This is a genomic window from Kribbella pratensis (assembly GCF_004365355.1).
Taxonomy (GTDB): Bacteria; Actinomycetota; Actinomycetes; order Propionibacteriales; family Kribbellaceae; genus Kribbella.
Map to the genome: position 1 here is coordinate 1,242,595 of NZ_SODP01000003.1, position 14,178 is coordinate 1,256,772.

Sequence of the window (14,178 nt, forward strand, 5' to 3'; positions counted from 1 at the left end):
CATTTCGTGGGTCAACCAGGCAAATGCTGTCGGCATCGCTCAGCTGGGAGGAGCGAGCCGGGTGCGGGGTGGTGTCAGCCGCCCTGCTTGATCAATCCGTTGATCTTCTCGATGTACGCCGGGAGGTCGCTGACCGGCTTCTTGCCGCTGAGGATCGGCTGGTAGTTGGCGGTGGTGAGGTCGCCGACCTGCTGGGCCCACTGGGTGGTGAAGCGGACGCCGACCGTCTTCTCGGCGCCCAGGTCCGCCTTCACGGTGTCGGCGACGGTGCTCTGCTGGGCCTTGGTGAGCGCGTCGAAGTAGCTCGCCTGGGCCGGCTTGTACGCGGGCGGCGCCACCGGGGAGGCGGGCAGTACGGCGTCCCACACCTTGGTGTTGATGTATGAGAGCACCTTGAACGTCGAGTCCTGGTCCTTCGTGTACTGCGGTGTGCAGATGCCGACCGAGTCGTACAGCGTGGTCGGCGTCTGCACCTGCGGGAACGGCGCGAACCCGTACTTGACCTTCGGCTTGTCGGTCTGGAACCCGGCCGCCAGCCACTGCCCGCCGAACGTCATCGGCACCTTGCCGGCCGCGAACAGCGACTGCACGTTCGAGGCGTCGTACCCGGGCGGCGCGACCGATCCGTTCTTGATCGCGGCGACCAGCTTCTGGACGCCTTCCGTGTACTTGTCGTCGGCCTCGGCCTTCGTCGGGTGGTTCACGTTGTCGGTGAACGGCGCACCGCCGGCGGACACGGCGTACATGCTCATCGTGAACGGCCCATCCGGCGACGTGAGCTGATCGGCGACCAGTCCGTACTTCGCCCCGTTCTTGTTGGCGAGCTTCGCGGCGTCGGCGTACATCTCGTCCCACGTCCAGCCGGCCTTCGGCAACGGGAGGCCGGCCGCGGTGAAGGCGTCGGCGTTGTACCAGACGCCGTACGTGTTCATCAGTGACGGCAGCCCGCCCATCTGGCCGTCGGCGGTCTTCCAGTTGTCCATCGCGGACGACACGAAGTTGTCCGACTTGAAGTCGCCGTCGCCGTCCTTGATCTTGTCGGCCCAGTCGACCAGCAGGCCTTGCGAGGTGTACTGCTGCTCGGTGTCGTTACCGCACCAGAACAGGTCCGGCAGCTTCTTCGCCTGGGTCAGCGAGGCGAGCTTGTCGCCGTACTGGCCGCTCGGTGTGTCGAGCAGCTGGACGGTGATGTTGTCGTCCTTGAAATCGGCCAGCGCCTTCTTGATCGCGGCGTTGGTCTCGGCCGACTCCCACGTCATCACGGTCACGGTGACCGGTCCGCTGCTGGAGCCGCCGCCGGAGTCCGAGCCGCTGCAGGCGGTTGCCGCCAGCAACCCGGCACAGGCCAGGGCGGTCACACCCAATGTCCTCTTCACAGGAAATCCCCTCTATTTCTGGTTCGTGCTGCCGAGAGCGCCGAGGCCCTGGATGAAGTAGCGCTGCGCGGCGAAGAAGATGATCAGCGGCGGCAGCATGTACAGCAGGTTGGTGGCCATGTAGTAGCTCCAGTCCGGCGTCTTCCCCGCGAACGGGGAGACGAACGCCGCCATACCGACCGACAGCGGCCACTTGCCGGACGAGTACAGGTAGACCAGCGGATTCAGGTAGTCGTTCCAGGACGCCTGGAACGCGAGGATCGCCATCGTCAGCCAGGCCGGCCGGGTCAGCGGCAGCATCACGCTGACGAAGATCCGTAGGTGTCCGGCGCCGTCGATCTTGGCCGCTTCATCGATGGAATAGGGGATCGCGAGAAAGTACTGGCGGGCCAGGAAGATGAACAGCGGGTTCCCGCCCAGGAACGCCGGCACGATCAGCGGCAGCCAGGTGTCGTACCAGCCGATGCTCTTGTAGAGCTGGAACAACGGGATCAGCCCGACCACACCCGGCAGCAACATGCTGCCGACGAACAGGTAGAACCACAGCTTGCGGCCCGGGAACCGCAACCGCGCCAGCGCGTAGCCGGCCATCATCGCGGTCAGCACGCCACCGAACACACTGAGCGCGGTGATGATCATCGAGTTGAGGAACAACCGCGGGAAGTGGATCGCCTTCGGCCCGTTGACGAAGTTGCTCCAGGTCCACTCGTGCGGCAGCAACTTCGGCGGGATGTCGAAGACCGCGGTGCGGCTCTTCAGGCCGATCGTGATCATCCACAGCAGCGGCACGATCATCACCGCGCAGATGAAGATCGCGACGACGTACCACGACGTCGTACCGATCAGGCGGGGTTTCTTGCGAGCGGGCGCCCTCGTCGCCGGCTCGGTGCCGGCCGTCAGCGCGGTCGCCTCGGCGGCCTCAGTCGGAAGTGTCACTGTACGTCCAGAGCGATGAGAACTTCGCGGTCAGGGCGATCACGGCGATGATGATCACGAACAGCACCCACACCTGCGCCGAGGCGTACCCGAGCTGCGGGATCCGGCCCAGGGTCGGGAAGCCGTTGTTGTAGATCGACAGCATCAGCACATTGGTGCTGAATCCCGGCCCGCCGTTGGTCAGGATCTTCGGCTGGTTGAACGTCTGCAGCGCGGCCGTCGTCTGCAGGATCACCTGCAGCAGCATGATCGGGCTGATCATCGGCAGCGTGATCCGGAAGAACACCGACCACGGGCCGGCGCCGTCGACGCGCGCGGCCTCGTACAGCTCGGTCGGCACCGATTGCAGCGCGGCCAGGAAGATGATCATCGTCGCGCCGACGCCCCACAGCATCACCAGCACGACCGAAGGCATCGACGTGTTCGCGCTCTGCAACCACAGGCTCGTCGGCAGCCCGAGCCGGTCGAGGACCGTGTTCAGCAGTCCGACCTGCGGGTCGAGGATGAACTTCCACAACGTGATCGTCGCGATCGCCGGCAGGACGACCGGTAGGTAGGCGAGCGTCCGGACCACGCGGACCCCGGCGAACCGCTGGTTGCAGAACATCGCCAGCGCCAGCCCGAGGATCAGCGACAACGGGACATACAGGACCACCAGGTACCCGGTTGCCCGTAGCGCCGGCCAGAACGCCGGGTCGGTCGTGAACAGCCGCCGAAAGTTGCCCAGGCCAACGAAGACCGGGTCGGTCAGCCCGTTGTACTTCGTCAGCGCCAGGTAGAACGACCGGACCAGCGGATATCCCACGAAGACGAAGAACCCGATCATCGCCGGTGCGATGAACAGGTACGCCGCCTTCACGTCGGACCCGGCGTTCCGGCTCATGCCACCGCGGGCGGACCGCCGACCGACCGAAGTCTTGGCGGCAGAAACTCTACTCATGCTCCCCTCGCACTGCTCGGGAGGAATTCACCCAGCCTCCTGGACGGTAACGTTTCCAACGTTTTACTGTTGGGTGACGATGCCGTGTCGCGAAAAGGAAGTCAACCCCGTGTCCGAAACGTTTCCAACCAAGCCGGAGGTACCCCGGCCGACGATGATCGACGTCGCCCGGCGGGCCGGTGTCGGGCTCGGCACGGTGTCCCGGGTGGTGAACGGCGGGCACGGCGTCCGGGACGAGACCGCGCAGCGGGTCCGGGCCGCGATCGACGAGCTCGGGTTCCAGCGCAACGAGGTCGCACGGGCGCTCCGGCCGGGAAAGAAGTCGACGTCGCTGGCACTGGTTCTGGGTGACCTGACAAACCCGTTCTACGCGACGATCGCGAAGGCGTCGCTCGAGATCGCGGGGCAGTCCGGGTTCGCGGTCGTGCTGGGAAGTGTCGACGAGGACCCGGAGGGCGAGAAGCGCGCCATCCAGGAGCTGGTCAGCCGGCAGGTCGCCGGCCTGATGATCGTGCCTGACCAGGGCGATCACGCCTTCCTGGAAGGCGCCGGTGTGCCGGTGGTGTTCGTCGACCGCCCGGCGACCGGTATCGACGCGGACATCGTGATGGTCGACAACGAGGGCGGCGGGCGGCTCGCGACCGAGCACTTGCTGGCGCAGGGGCATGAGCGGATCGCGATCATCCTCGCCCCGTCGTACTACACGATCGGACGCCGTCTGCGCGGGTTCCGGCGGGCGCACCGGGCCGCGGGGATCGACGTCGACGAGTCGCTGGTCATCCAGTTGCCCGAGGGCAACGCGGAGGCCGCGGAGAAGGCGACCCACGAGGTGATGCTGCGGCCGGATCCGCCGACCGCGATCTTCGCGTCGACGAACTTCCTCACCGAAGGTGTACTGCGTGCGCTCGGCGAGCTCGGCAGCGAACTCGAGAGTGAGCCGGCGGTTGTCGGGTTCGACGACTTCCGGCTGGCCGACATGCTGCCGACCCCGGTCACGGTCGTTGCCTCCGACATCGCCGAGCTCGGTCGCAGCGCGGCGCGGCTGTTGCTCGACCGCGCGTCCGGCGCCGACACCCGTCCGCCGCAGCGGATCGTGCTGCCGTGCGGGCTGATCAAGCGCGGGTCCGGCGAACGCCCACCGGATTCTGCTGCCAAGAGAAAGCCTCGATGAACCGCGGACGCGCTCGCTAGGGTCGGCCTGTGTACTACGAGTCTTTCGGTGCGGGCCGTCCGATCTTCTTCCTGCCCAGCTGGGGCGGCGATGCCGGTGAAGGTCGCGACGTCCACGAGCCGGTCTTCGCGGACCGAGCGGGATGGCGGCGGATCTACGTCGATCCGCCCGGCACCGGGAAGTCGCCCTCCGTTCCGTCGATCACCGACCAGGACGGGATGCTCGACGCGATCGCCGCGCTGGTCGAGGACCTGTCCGGCGGCGAGCCGTTCGCGTTGGCGGGCACGTCGGCCGGCGGGTTGCACGCCCGCGGCATCGTCCGCCGCGACCCGACCCGCATTCTCGGGTTGTTGCTGAGGGCACCGGGCATCGTCGTCGATCGCGCCAAACGCACGCTTCCGACCGACGAACATCTCGTCCCGTCACCTGATCGGCAACGTCAGCACCAGTACTACGACGCGGCAGAGACCGCCGCGGACCTGGCCTTCCTCGGCCACATCCAGCGCGACTTCACGACGTACGCCTTGCGTGAGGATCCCGCGGCCCGCTTCGAGCGTCCGACTCTGATCGTGACGGGTCGCCAGGACACAACGGCTGGGTACGCCGACTCGTGGGCGATTCTCGAGGACTATCCACGCGCGACCTTCGCCGTACTGGACCAGGAGGATCACCTGCTGCCTGGGCCTGGTCTGGCTGTGTATCGGGCGTTGGTTTCGGACTGGCTGGACAGGGTCGAGCACCCGGACGCGTGAGGGGCGGAACGCGCGTCCGGGTGCTCGCGATCAGAAGTTGGGCCAGGCCCAACCGAGGTAGCTGTTGAAGTAAGGCAGTGCGCGCGTGCCGATCGCGCCGCTCACGCTGGTGGCCCAGAAGGTGCCGTCTCCCTTCGCGACTCCGACGTGGCCGTACGGCGCGGCCAGGTCCCAGAACACCAGGGCGCCCTTCGGCGGGTTCAGGTCGCCGCGATGCGCGACCCCGCGGGCCACGGCGTCGTTCCAGTCGGCCTTGGCGGAGGCCCAGATCGCGGTCTTGCCGTACGAGTTCTCGGCGGCCATCTCGCAGTACCCCTGGTAGGCGGTCGAGCCGCTGCGGGCGGCGTACCAGGCGATCGCGTTGTCGGCGCGCGGGTTGCTGGTGCAGAGCGGAGCGATCAGGCCGTTGCTGCCGGTGTTGACGTAGGAGTCGGTGATGTAGCCCTTGCCGGGGATGTGGTCCCAGACCAGGCTCCGGCCGTACTTGCCGGTGACGGGTTCGCCGTAGATCTGGCAGTCGATCTCGACCGGTCCGTTGGGCTGGGTGCCTACCGAGCCGAAGCTGGTCGCGTTCCCGGATCGGATGGCGACGCCTTGGCCGCTGTCGGTGACCACGGTGCCGGTGGCGGCACTGGCCGTCAGGGTGCCGGTGCCGAGGGCGGCGGCGGTGGCCAGCACGGTGGTGAGGGTGATGCGCAGGAGGGCGGTACGCATGATGTTGGTCCTTTTCGCTGGGCGACTGGCGAAGTGGCACTGATTTACAGAGAATCAGAGGGTTACCGTGTTGTCGCAGTGGGCAACGATCGTCTTGCAGGACCGGGGAGTCCGCCGTGAGGCCAGCACAGGCTCGCTTTGTGATCGGCTCCCGGATGCGCGAGCTCCGGGAAGCGTCCGGTGTGCCCTTGAGTCGCGCCGCGGCGGAGTCCGGCTGGGACAAGGGGCATCTGTCCCGCGTCGAGCGCGGCCACACCAAGCCCAGCCGCGAGCTGACCGAGTGGTACGACGCCTCGTTCGGCGCCGGCCAGTCCCTGGTGAACCAGTTGATGGAGCTCGACGCCGCCGTACGCGCCGGCCGCGACATGTCGCAGCGGGACATGCGCCGCCATGTCCAACCTGTGCTGCTCGGTGGCTCCGTGCCGATCGACCACCACCCCGACGACCGCGCCGAGTTGGTCGGGGAGACGGTCCCGGACGGCACGCGGGTCTGCCGCGATCAGCCCTTCGAGAAGACCTGGGAGATCCGCAACAGCGGCGAGCGCCCGTGGCGGGACCGCTGGCTGACCCGCCAGGGCGCCGCGGGCACGCCCGGCTGGCTCCGCTCGCCCTCCCGCTCGCGCGTCCCCGACGCCGAACCGGGCGAGACCGTGATCGTCACAATGCGCCTACAAGCCCCACCCCAGGTCGGCGCCTCAACGGCGTACTTCAAAATCACCGACGAGGCCGGCCGCCTGTACTACCCCGGCCTGGAATCCCCACCCATCTACTGCACGATCTTCACCATCTACGAGTAGGCGGCCCACTCGTGGCCGTGAACAAGGTGTGGTGGCCGAGAACAGGAAATAACCTGTTCAGGGCCTCCAGTCGGTGGTGCATGTCCCCAGACTCGTCCTCAGAGCGCGCCGAGGATCCGCTCGGCAAGGGCGTGCGGCTGGTCCAGGTCGGCCCAACTGACCCGGATGACGCGGTAGCCGCAGGCGCGGAGCCGGTCCTCGCGCCACTTCTCTGCCAGCACGACGTCGCCGATTCCGCCGTACTTCTCGGCGCCGTCGAACTCGACGATCAACCGGCCGGCCACCAGGAAGTCGACCCGGCCGATCAACCGCCCGCCCTCCTCGCGGATCTCTGCCTGCAACACCGGTGGCGGTACGCCGTGGTTGGCCATCAGCACCCGTAGCCGCGACTCGCCGACCGACTCGCTCAGCCCGTCGGCGAACCGCGCCGCCGCTCGCGCCGCCGGCGAGCCCGCCCAGAGCCGGTGGCGGTCCGCCGTCAGCACGAGCGACTCCGGAGTAACCAGACGTCGGTGAAGCGCCGCGTCTCCGAGGACGACGCCGACTTCGTACGACGACGCGCAGGCCGTCTCGGCTATGGCGCGGGCCGGTGAGACCACTCGAAGGCCGTCTACCACCGTGACCTCACCAGGCTCGAACCGGGAGCGGTGCACGTCCGTCACGAGGTCGGATCGGGCCCGGCCGGCCGGTTTGGTCACCTGGACTTTGGTCAGATCAAGACCCCAGCTGGGAAGGCCGTGCAGTACGGCGGCGGACTGATGGCTGACAACCGCTCCGCTGCCCATCCTGTCCGCTACGGCGCGAGTCCGCAGTAGGTGCATTCGCACGGCCCGGTCCCACGACTGTTCGCCGACAGGCCAGGTGCCGGGTTCGACGTACACGTCTCGGCAGAGGCGGGACCACTGCCCAGCCCGCAATCGGCGCCGCAGCTCGCTGTCGGTGTAGCCGGCCGCGAGCGCGTCGGCCCGGCTGAACCAGCCGTGTCTGGCGGCGGCGAGCACACTCAACTTCGGATTCATGCCCGTGAACATGCCGTTGATCCAGCCGTCGGACCGAGGCGAATCTTCTAGCTGTGGACAACCACAACTCGGGGCGGCGCACACCAACCGGGGGCGCAGAACAGGAAATAGCCTGTGCCAGGCCCCCACACCCTGTTCAAGCCCACCACGATCGGTGTGGCTGCCGAGGCCCCCCCACGCTGTGCAAGCCCACAACGATCGGCGTGGCTACCGGTCGGGGGAGTTGTAGTCGGCGTCGATTTCGGCGTCCAGCTCGGCTTTGCGTTTGATCCAGCGTTCGCTGAGGCCCTTCACTTCTTCGCCGATGAAGTCGATGAAGCCGAGTGAGATGCGGATGCGGCGGTGGGCGTCGGAGCCCTCTCCGGCGGCGTCGAGGACCTTGCGGAGGGACTCCGACCAGCGTGCGAGCGATGCGTCCTCGCTCATCATCGTCTGGTACCAGGCGTCGTCCTGGACGACATACACATCGCGGCGGGTGCCGGGCTCGCGCTCGCGGGTGGCCAGGCGCAGCTGCAGCAGGTAGTTGACCGCGCCGGAGACTGCGGCGGGGCTGGCCTGCAGTTGGTCGGACAGCTCGGCGGCGGTCATCCGGCCGGACACGCTGGACAGGATCGCGGCGAACACCCGGGCCGCCATCCGCGGCCAGCCTGTCTCGGCGAGCAGGTTGCCGAACTGCTCGGTGTACCGCTTGACGGCGTCGTCGTCTCGATCTGCACTCACCGCCCCATCATCCCCTCTGAGCCGTCAGGAATCCGTTAGGAAGATTCACAATCTTCTGAACGCAGTGTACGTTATGAATCATGACATCAGCCATCGTGGTCTCCGGACTGCACAAGTCGTACGGAAGTACGCACGCGCTCGATGGTCTCGACCTGGAGGTCGCGACCGGTGAGGTGCACGGATTCCTCGGCCCGAACGGCGCCGGGAAGTCCACCACCATCCGCGTCCTGCTCGGCCTGTTGCGGGGTGACGCCGGTGATGTCTCGCTGCTCGGTGGCGACCCCTGGCACGACGCTGCCAAGCTGCACCGGCGGCTCGCGTATGTCCCCGGCGACGTCAACCTGTGGCCGAACCTGACCGGTGGTGAGGTGATCGACCTGCTCGGCCGACTCCGCGGCGGGCTGGACGAGAAGAAGCGCGACGACCTGCTGCGCCGGTTCGACCTCGACCCGACCAAGAAGGGCCGGACCTACTCCAAGGGCAACCGGCAGAAGGTCGCGCTGGTGGCGGCGCTCGCGTCGAATGTCGAGCTGCTGATCCTGGACGAGCCGACCTCCGGCCTGGACCCGCTGATGGAAGAAGTGTTCCGGCAGGTCATCGAAGAGGACAGGCGCGAGGACCGCACCGTGCTGCTGTCGAGCCACATCCTGTCCGAGGTCGAGGCGCTGTGCGACCGGGTCAGCATCATCCGTCGCGGCAAGGTGGTCGAGACCGGCACGCTGTCCGACCTCCGCCACCTCACGCGTACGTCGATCCACGCCGAGCTGGCCGCCTCGCCGAACGGGCTCGCGCAACTGCCCGGCGTCCACGACCTGGATGTCGAGGGCAACCGTGTGCGGTGCGAGGTCGACACCGCACAGCTCGACGCAGTGATGCGACAGCTGTCGGCGAGCGGGATCAAGAGTCTCGTCGCGCAACCTCCGACGCTGGAGGAGCTGTTCCTGCGCCACTACGAGGACGACGTGCCGGCTGAGTCTGAGGCGGCCGTGCGGTGAACGACTTCGTCGGCACCGGGACGCTGGTGCGGCTGGCGCTGCGCCGGGACCGGTTGCTGATCCCAATCTGGATCGTCGTGTTCGTCATCTCGGCGGCCGGGTCGGCCAAGGCGTCGATCGACCTGTACTCCGACCAGAACGCGCTGGTCCAGGCCGCGCGTACGTCGAACGCGTCGCCCGCGCTCGTGTCGCTGTACGGGCGGATCTTCGACGAGTCCTCGCTCGGCGAGGTCTCGCTGTTCAAGCTCACCGCATTCGGTGCTCTGCTGGTCGGCCTGCTCGCCGGCATGCTCGTCGTACGGCACACCCGCACCGAGGAGGAGAGCGGCCGGCTGGAGTTGCTGAGCGCCGGCGTGCTCGGCCGGTACGCCGCTTTGACCGCGGCGCTGATCGTCTCCGCAGGCACTGTCATCGTCCTCGGTCTGCTCACCGCACTCGCTTTGATGGGGAGCGGGCTGGACACAAAGGGCTCGTTCGCGTTCGGGCTGATGTGGGCCGGTGCCGGGCTGGCGTTCGCCGGTGTGGGCGCTGTGACCGCACAGGTCACCGAGAGCGCCCGTGCCGCGAACGGACTGACTGCGGTCGTCCTCGGCGTCGCGTACGTGCTGCGAGCGATCGGTGACTCGTCGGCCGACGGTAGTACCCAGTGGGTGTCGTGGCTGTCGCCGATCGGGTGGTCGCAGCAGGTCCGTGCGTACGCCGGTGACCGGTTCGTCGTACTGCTGATCCCGCTGGTGTTCCTGGTCGTGCTGATCGCTGCCGCGACCGCACTGATCCGGCGGCGCGACCTCGGAGCCGGACTGGTTCCACCACGTCCCGGTCCGCCGCGGGCAGCCGCGTCACTTCGGTCGCCGCTCGCATTGGCCTGGCGGCTGCACCGAGGCTCCTTCTACGCCTGGGGATTCGCGTTCCTGCTGCTGGGCTTGCTGGTCGGCAACATCGCCAGCAACGTCGACGGGTTCGTCACCAGCGACAGCGCGAAGGAGATGGTGCAGAAGCTCGGCGGCGTGGAGGGCATCACCGACGCGTTCCTGGCGACGGAGATGGGCGTCATGGGTCTGCTCGCGTCGGCGTTCGGCATCCAGGCGGCGCTCCGGCTCCGCTCTGAGGAGACTGCGCTGCGCGCCGAGCCGCTGCTGGCCACCGACGTCACCCGATCGCGCTGGCTCGGCAGCCACGTGCTGATGGCGCTGCTCGGGACCGGCGTACTGATCCTGGTCGCCGGACTCGGCTCGGGCATCTCGAGTGGTGCGTCGCTCGGCAACATGGGTCGCCAGGTGCCGCGGATGCTCGGCGCGGCCGCCGTACAACTGCCTGCGATCTGGCTGGTCACCGCGCTGGTCGTCGTCCTGTTCGGCTTCGCGCCGAAACTCGTCACCGGCGGCTGGGCCCTGTACGGCGTGTTCCTGCTGATCGGTCAATTCGGCGAGATCTTCAACCTGCCGCAGTGGATGATCAACCTCAGCCCGTACGGCCACACCCCACGCCTGCCCGGCGGCGACTTCTCCGTCACGCCGGTCCTGTGGCTGACCGCGATCGCCGCCGCTCTCACCCTGGCCGGCTTCGCCACCTTCCGCCGCCGCGACATCGGCTGACGCCCGTTGACGTCAGCTGACTTCGGCTGACTTCGGCTGACTTCGGCTGACACGGACCGCGCTGGTCTGAGGGGTCCAGCGCACCACGGCCCGCCCGGCACCTCACCGGGCGGGCCGTCTTGTCTACGATCGGTGGGTGTTGAGTGAGCGACTGGCTGAGTTCTGGGCCGAGCGGCATCTGTGCGTGCTGAGTACCGTCCGGGCGGACGGAACCGTGCACGCGACGCCTGTCGGGGCGACGCTGGACGTCGAGGCGGGGCTCGTGCGGGTCATCTGCTCGGGTACGTCGTACAAGGCGCGCGCGATCCGGCGGCTGAGGGAGGCTGCGGTCGCGGTGACGCAGGTAGACGGCCGGCGCTGGAGCACGCTCGAAGGGCGGGCTGTCGTGAGCGACGACCCCGAGCGCGTACGTGATGCCGAGCGCCGCTACGCGAAGCGCTACAAGGAACCGCGAGTGAACCCGCAACGCGTGGTCATCGAGATCACGATCACCAAGGTCCTCGGCAATGCCTGACCCTGACCCGATCACGGTCGTCGGCATCGGCGCCGACGGCTGGCAAGGCTTGTCACCCGCAGCCCGCGCCGCCGTTGAGTCGGCCGACGTCGTCATGGGCAGCGCCCGCCAACTGGCCCTCGTCCCGGACGGCTTGCATGTTGCCTGGCCTTCGCCCCTGTCCGAGGCGCTGCCAGGGTTGCTTTCGCAGTACGCCGGGCAGCGGATCTGCGTGCTGGCAAGCGGCGATCCGACGTTCCACGGCATCGGCACGACCCTCGTGCGGCTGCTCGGCGCTGACGCCGTAGAGATCATCCCGCATCCGTCGAGCGTCTCGTTGGCGTGCGCGCGACTTGGCTGGCCGCAGGATCAAGTGCAGGTGGTGAGCCTGGTCAACCAACCGGTCGAGCGCGTCCACCCGCACCTCCAGCCCGGTCGACAGCTGCTCATCCTCAGCCGAGGCGCCCAGACTCCGGTCGAGGTCGCCCAGCTGTTGGTTGCCCGCGGCTACGGCTCCAGCGAGTTCACCGTCCTTGAACAGCTCGGCGGACCGACCGAGCGCGTACGACGGTCGCGCGCCTCCGAGTGGTCCGAGGACGTCGACGCGCTCAACGTGATCGCCGTCGGCTGTGAAGGTCCCGTCCTCTCGACCGCACCGGGCCTGCCCGATGACGCCTACGAGAACGACGGTCAGCTCACCAAGCGCGAAGTACGCGCGGTCACCCTGTCGCGACTCGCGCCCGCACCCGGGCAACTTCTCTGGGACGTCGGCGGCGGCGCCGGCAGCATCGCGATCGAATGGTCCCGCCATCATCCGTCCTGCCGGGCGATCGCCATCGAACGCGACTCCGATCGCGCCAAGCGACTGGAACGCAACGCCGCCGCACTCGGTGCGTCAGTCACTGTCGTCGAAGGGGCCGCACCCGCAGCCCTCGACGGCCTCGAGGCCCCGGACGCGATCTTCATCGGCGGGGGAGCGACCGCGGTCGGCATGTTCGACGCCTGCTGGAATGCACTCAAACCCGGCGGCCGCTTGGTGACGAACGGTGTGACGCTCGAGACCGAGTCCCTCATCGCCGACTGGTACAAGTCCCACGGCGGCGACCTGGTCCGTCTCTCCGTGCAACGCGCCTCCGCCGTGGGAACCATGACCGGCTGGCGCCCAGCCATGCCGGTCACGATCTGGAGCGTGGTGAAGTGACCGTTCACTTCATCGGGGCCGGCCCGGGTGCTGCCGATCTCATCACCGTGCGCGGGCGCGACCTGATCGCGGCGTCGCCGGTCTGCTTGTACGCCGGCGCGCTCGTCCCCATCGAACTCCTGGAGCACTGCCCACCCGGCGCCCGCAAGATCGACACCGCGAACCTGACCCTCGACGAGATCATCGCCGAACTCGCCACCGCCCACACCGCCGGCCAGGACGTCGCCCGCCTCCACTCCGGCGACCCCTCCGTCTTCAGCGCAATGGCCGAACAGATGCGCCGTCTCGACACCCTCGACATCCCGTACGACGTGACGCCCGGCGTGCCCGCCTACGCCGCCGCGGCAGCATCCCTCGCCCGTGAACTGACCGTCCCCGAGGTCGGCCAAACGGTCATCCTGACGCGTATCGGCGGCAGCGCGAGCGCCATGCCCGTCGGCGAAGACCTCCCGAGTCTCGGCGCCAGCCGGTCGACTCTCGTCCTCCATCTCGCCGTCCAACAGATCGACCGGGTCGTCGACGAACTGATCCCGAACTACGGCCGCGAGTGCCCGGTGGCCGTCGTCGCCCGCGCGTCCCGCGACGACGAACTGATCCTCCGCGGAACCCTCGCCGACATCGCCGGCCAGGTGAAGTCAGCGAACATCCGTCGTACCGCCGTCATCATCGCCGGAAAGGTGCTCTCAGCAACGACTTTCCGTGACAGCCATCTCTACTCGGCAGACCGGACGCGATGAAGGTCCTGCTCCTCGGCGGCACGGGTGAAGCGCGGACCCTTGCCGAGCTCCTGACCGCCGAGGGCATCGATGTCGTGTCCTCGCTGGCTGGACGTACGACTGACGCGCGGCTGCCTCTCGGCGAGGTCCGGAAGGGTGGGTTCGGCGGCGCCGACGGGCTCGGCGACTGGCTTCGCGAGCATCGGGTCGACGCGATGATCGACGCTACGCATCCGTTCGCCGCGACGATGACTGCGCACGCAGTCGCCGCGAGCCGCGACACCGGCGTACCGCTGGTTGTTCTTCGCCGTCCGGGCTGGACGCCCGGTCCTGGCGACAACTGGCACTGGGCCGAGTCCGCGACCGCTGCGGCTGGGCTGCTTCCGGATCTCAGGATCAAGCGCGTCTTCCTCACGATCGGACGGCAAGGCCTCGACGCCTTCGCGACCACCGGGCTCTGGACGCTCGCTCGCTGCGTCGACCCGCCCGAACCCCGCCCCACCTGGTGCGCGCTGGTCCTCGCGCGCGGTCCGTTCACGCTCGCCGACGAGCTGGGGCTCCTCCTCCAGCACAACATCGACGTCCTGGTCACCAAGGACAGCGGCGGCCCGGCCACCTCGGCCAAACTCGACGCCGCCCGCGAGCTCCACCTCCCGGTCGTCGTGATCCGCCGCCCACCGCTTCCCACCGACCTCACGACCGTCGAGTCCGTCGACCAAGCCGTCGAGTGGGCCGTTCAGCGGGCCGTTTAGC

Annotated in this window: 15 protein-coding genes; 9 read left to right on the forward strand and 6 right to left on the reverse strand. The window is 68.2% G+C overall.

The window, feature by feature from the left end; genetic code table 11:
• Window positions 1-74: 74 nt before the first annotated feature.
• Genes EV653_RS33925 through EV653_RS33935 form a run of 3 tightly spaced genes read right to left on the reverse strand, consistent with a single transcriptional unit; the run spans window position 75 to window position 3,252 of the window.
• A complete protein-coding gene (locus EV653_RS33925; RefSeq protein ID WP_134109072.1) occupies window positions 75-1,376 on the reverse strand; it encodes an extracellular solute-binding protein in 1,302 nt (433 codons plus the stop codon).
• Window positions 1,377-1,388: 12 nt separating this feature from the next.
• Window positions 1,389-2,312: a carbohydrate ABC transporter permease gene (locus tag EV653_RS33930; RefSeq protein ID WP_238160608.1), complete on the reverse strand. Its 924-nt coding sequence runs from the start codon at window positions 2,310-2,312 to the stop codon at window positions 1,389-1,391.
• A complete protein-coding gene (locus EV653_RS33935; protein ID WP_202871941.1) occupies window positions 2,296-3,252 on the reverse strand; it encodes a carbohydrate ABC transporter permease in 957 nt (318 codons plus the stop codon). The genes EV653_RS33930 and EV653_RS33935 overlap by 17 nt, the downstream gene beginning before the upstream one ends.
• A gap of 109 nt (window positions 3,253-3,361) precedes the next feature.
• Here EV653_RS33935 and EV653_RS33940 point away from each other — a divergent pair, with 109 nt between their 5' ends.
• A complete protein-coding gene (locus tag EV653_RS33940; protein ID WP_238160609.1) occupies window positions 3,362-4,423 on the forward strand; it encodes a LacI family DNA-binding transcriptional regulator in 1,062 nt (353 codons plus the stop codon).
• Between the two features lie 29 nt (window positions 4,424-4,452).
• Entirely contained in the window at window positions 4,453-5,175 is a 723-nt protein-coding gene (locus EV653_RS33945; protein WP_134109074.1) for an alpha/beta fold hydrolase, read from the forward strand.
• A gap of 30 nt (window positions 5,176-5,205) precedes the next feature.
• Here the strand turns inward: EV653_RS33945 and EV653_RS33950 are convergent, their stop codons facing one another.
• Entirely contained in the window at window positions 5,206-5,889 is a 684-nt protein-coding gene (locus EV653_RS33950) for a CHAP domain-containing protein (protein WP_134109076.1), read from the reverse strand.
• 116 nt (window positions 5,890-6,005) lie between these two features.
• Between EV653_RS33950 and EV653_RS33955 the strand changes: the two genes are divergently transcribed.
• A complete protein-coding gene (locus EV653_RS33955) occupies window positions 6,006-6,686 on the forward strand; it encodes an NBR1-Ig-like domain-containing protein (protein WP_134109078.1) in 681 nt (226 codons plus the stop codon).
• A 98-nt stretch (window positions 6,687-6,784) separates the two neighbouring features.
• Here EV653_RS33955 and EV653_RS33960 read toward each other — a convergent pair whose 3' ends face one another.
• A complete protein-coding gene (locus tag EV653_RS33960; protein ID WP_166679654.1) occupies window positions 6,785-7,705 on the reverse strand; it encodes a type IV toxin-antitoxin system AbiEi family antitoxin domain-containing protein in 921 nt (306 codons plus the stop codon).
• A gap of 207 nt (window positions 7,706-7,912) precedes the next feature.
• Window positions 7,913-8,425, reverse strand: a complete 513-nt coding sequence (locus EV653_RS33965; RefSeq protein WP_202871943.1) for a GbsR/MarR family transcriptional regulator — start codon at window positions 8,423-8,425, stop codon at window positions 7,913-7,915.
• Window positions 8,426-8,505: 80 nt separating this feature from the next.
• On the opposite strand from EV653_RS33965, the gene EV653_RS33970 reads away from it, so the two are divergent.
• The 6 genes from EV653_RS33970 (at window position 8,506) to EV653_RS33995 (ending at window position 14,177) form a co-directional block, all read left to right on the forward strand.
• Window positions 8,506-9,420, forward strand: coding sequence for an ABC transporter ATP-binding protein (locus tag EV653_RS33970; protein ID WP_134109082.1), 915 nt, complete (start codon window positions 8,506-8,508; stop codon window positions 9,418-9,420).
• Complete coding sequence (locus EV653_RS33975; RefSeq protein WP_134109084.1) at window positions 9,417-11,015, forward strand: ABC transporter permease; 1,599 nt, start codon at window positions 9,417-9,419, stop codon at window positions 11,013-11,015. Before EV653_RS33970 ends, EV653_RS33975 begins: the two co-directional genes overlap by 4 nt.
• 136 nt (window positions 11,016-11,151) lie before the next feature.
• Window positions 11,152-11,529, forward strand: coding sequence for a pyridoxamine 5'-phosphate oxidase family protein (locus EV653_RS33980; RefSeq protein ID WP_134109086.1), 378 nt, complete (start codon window positions 11,152-11,154; stop codon window positions 11,527-11,529).
• Window positions 11,522-12,709, forward strand: a complete 1,188-nt coding sequence (cbiE, locus tag EV653_RS33985) for a precorrin-6y C5,15-methyltransferase (decarboxylating) subunit CbiE (protein ID WP_134109088.1) — start codon at window positions 11,522-11,524, stop codon at window positions 12,707-12,709. Before EV653_RS33980 ends, cbiE begins: the two co-directional genes overlap by 8 nt.
• Entirely contained in the window at window positions 12,706-13,446 is a 741-nt protein-coding gene (cobM, locus tag EV653_RS33990) for a precorrin-4 C(11)-methyltransferase (RefSeq protein WP_134109090.1), read from the forward strand. Before cbiE ends, cobM begins: the two co-directional genes overlap by 4 nt.
• A complete protein-coding gene (locus tag EV653_RS33995; RefSeq protein WP_134109093.1) occupies window positions 13,443-14,177 on the forward strand; it encodes a cobalt-precorrin-6A reductase in 735 nt (244 codons plus the stop codon). The genes cobM and EV653_RS33995 overlap by 4 nt, the downstream gene beginning before the upstream one ends.
• Window position 14,178 lies beyond the last annotated feature (1 nt).

What these genes read in the sequence shown, in the direction of transcription:
- EV653_RS33935 (WP_202871941.1), bottom strand. Translation starts at nt 3,252, where the DNA reads ATGAGTAGAGTTTCTGCCGCCAAGACTTCGGTCGGTCGGCGGTCCGCC.
- EV653_RS33950 (WP_134109076.1), bottom strand. Translation starts at nt 5,889, where the DNA reads ATGCGTACCGCCCTCCTGCGCATCACCCTCACCACCGTGCTGGCCACC.
- EV653_RS33960 (WP_166679654.1), bottom strand. Translation starts at nt 7,705, where the DNA reads ATGAATCCGAAGTTGAGTGTGCTCGCCGCCGCCAGACACGGCTGGTTC.
- EV653_RS33970 (WP_134109082.1), top strand. Translation starts at nt 8,506, where the DNA reads ATGACATCAGCCATCGTGGTCTCCGGACTGCACAAGTCGTACGGAAGT.
- cbiE (WP_134109088.1), top strand. Translation starts at nt 11,522, where the DNA reads ATGCCTGACCCTGACCCGATCACGGTCGTCGGCATCGGCGCCGACGGC.
- EV653_RS33995 (WP_134109093.1), top strand. Translation starts at nt 13,443, where the DNA reads ATGAAGGTCCTGCTCCTCGGCGGCACGGGTGAAGCGCGGACCCTTGCC.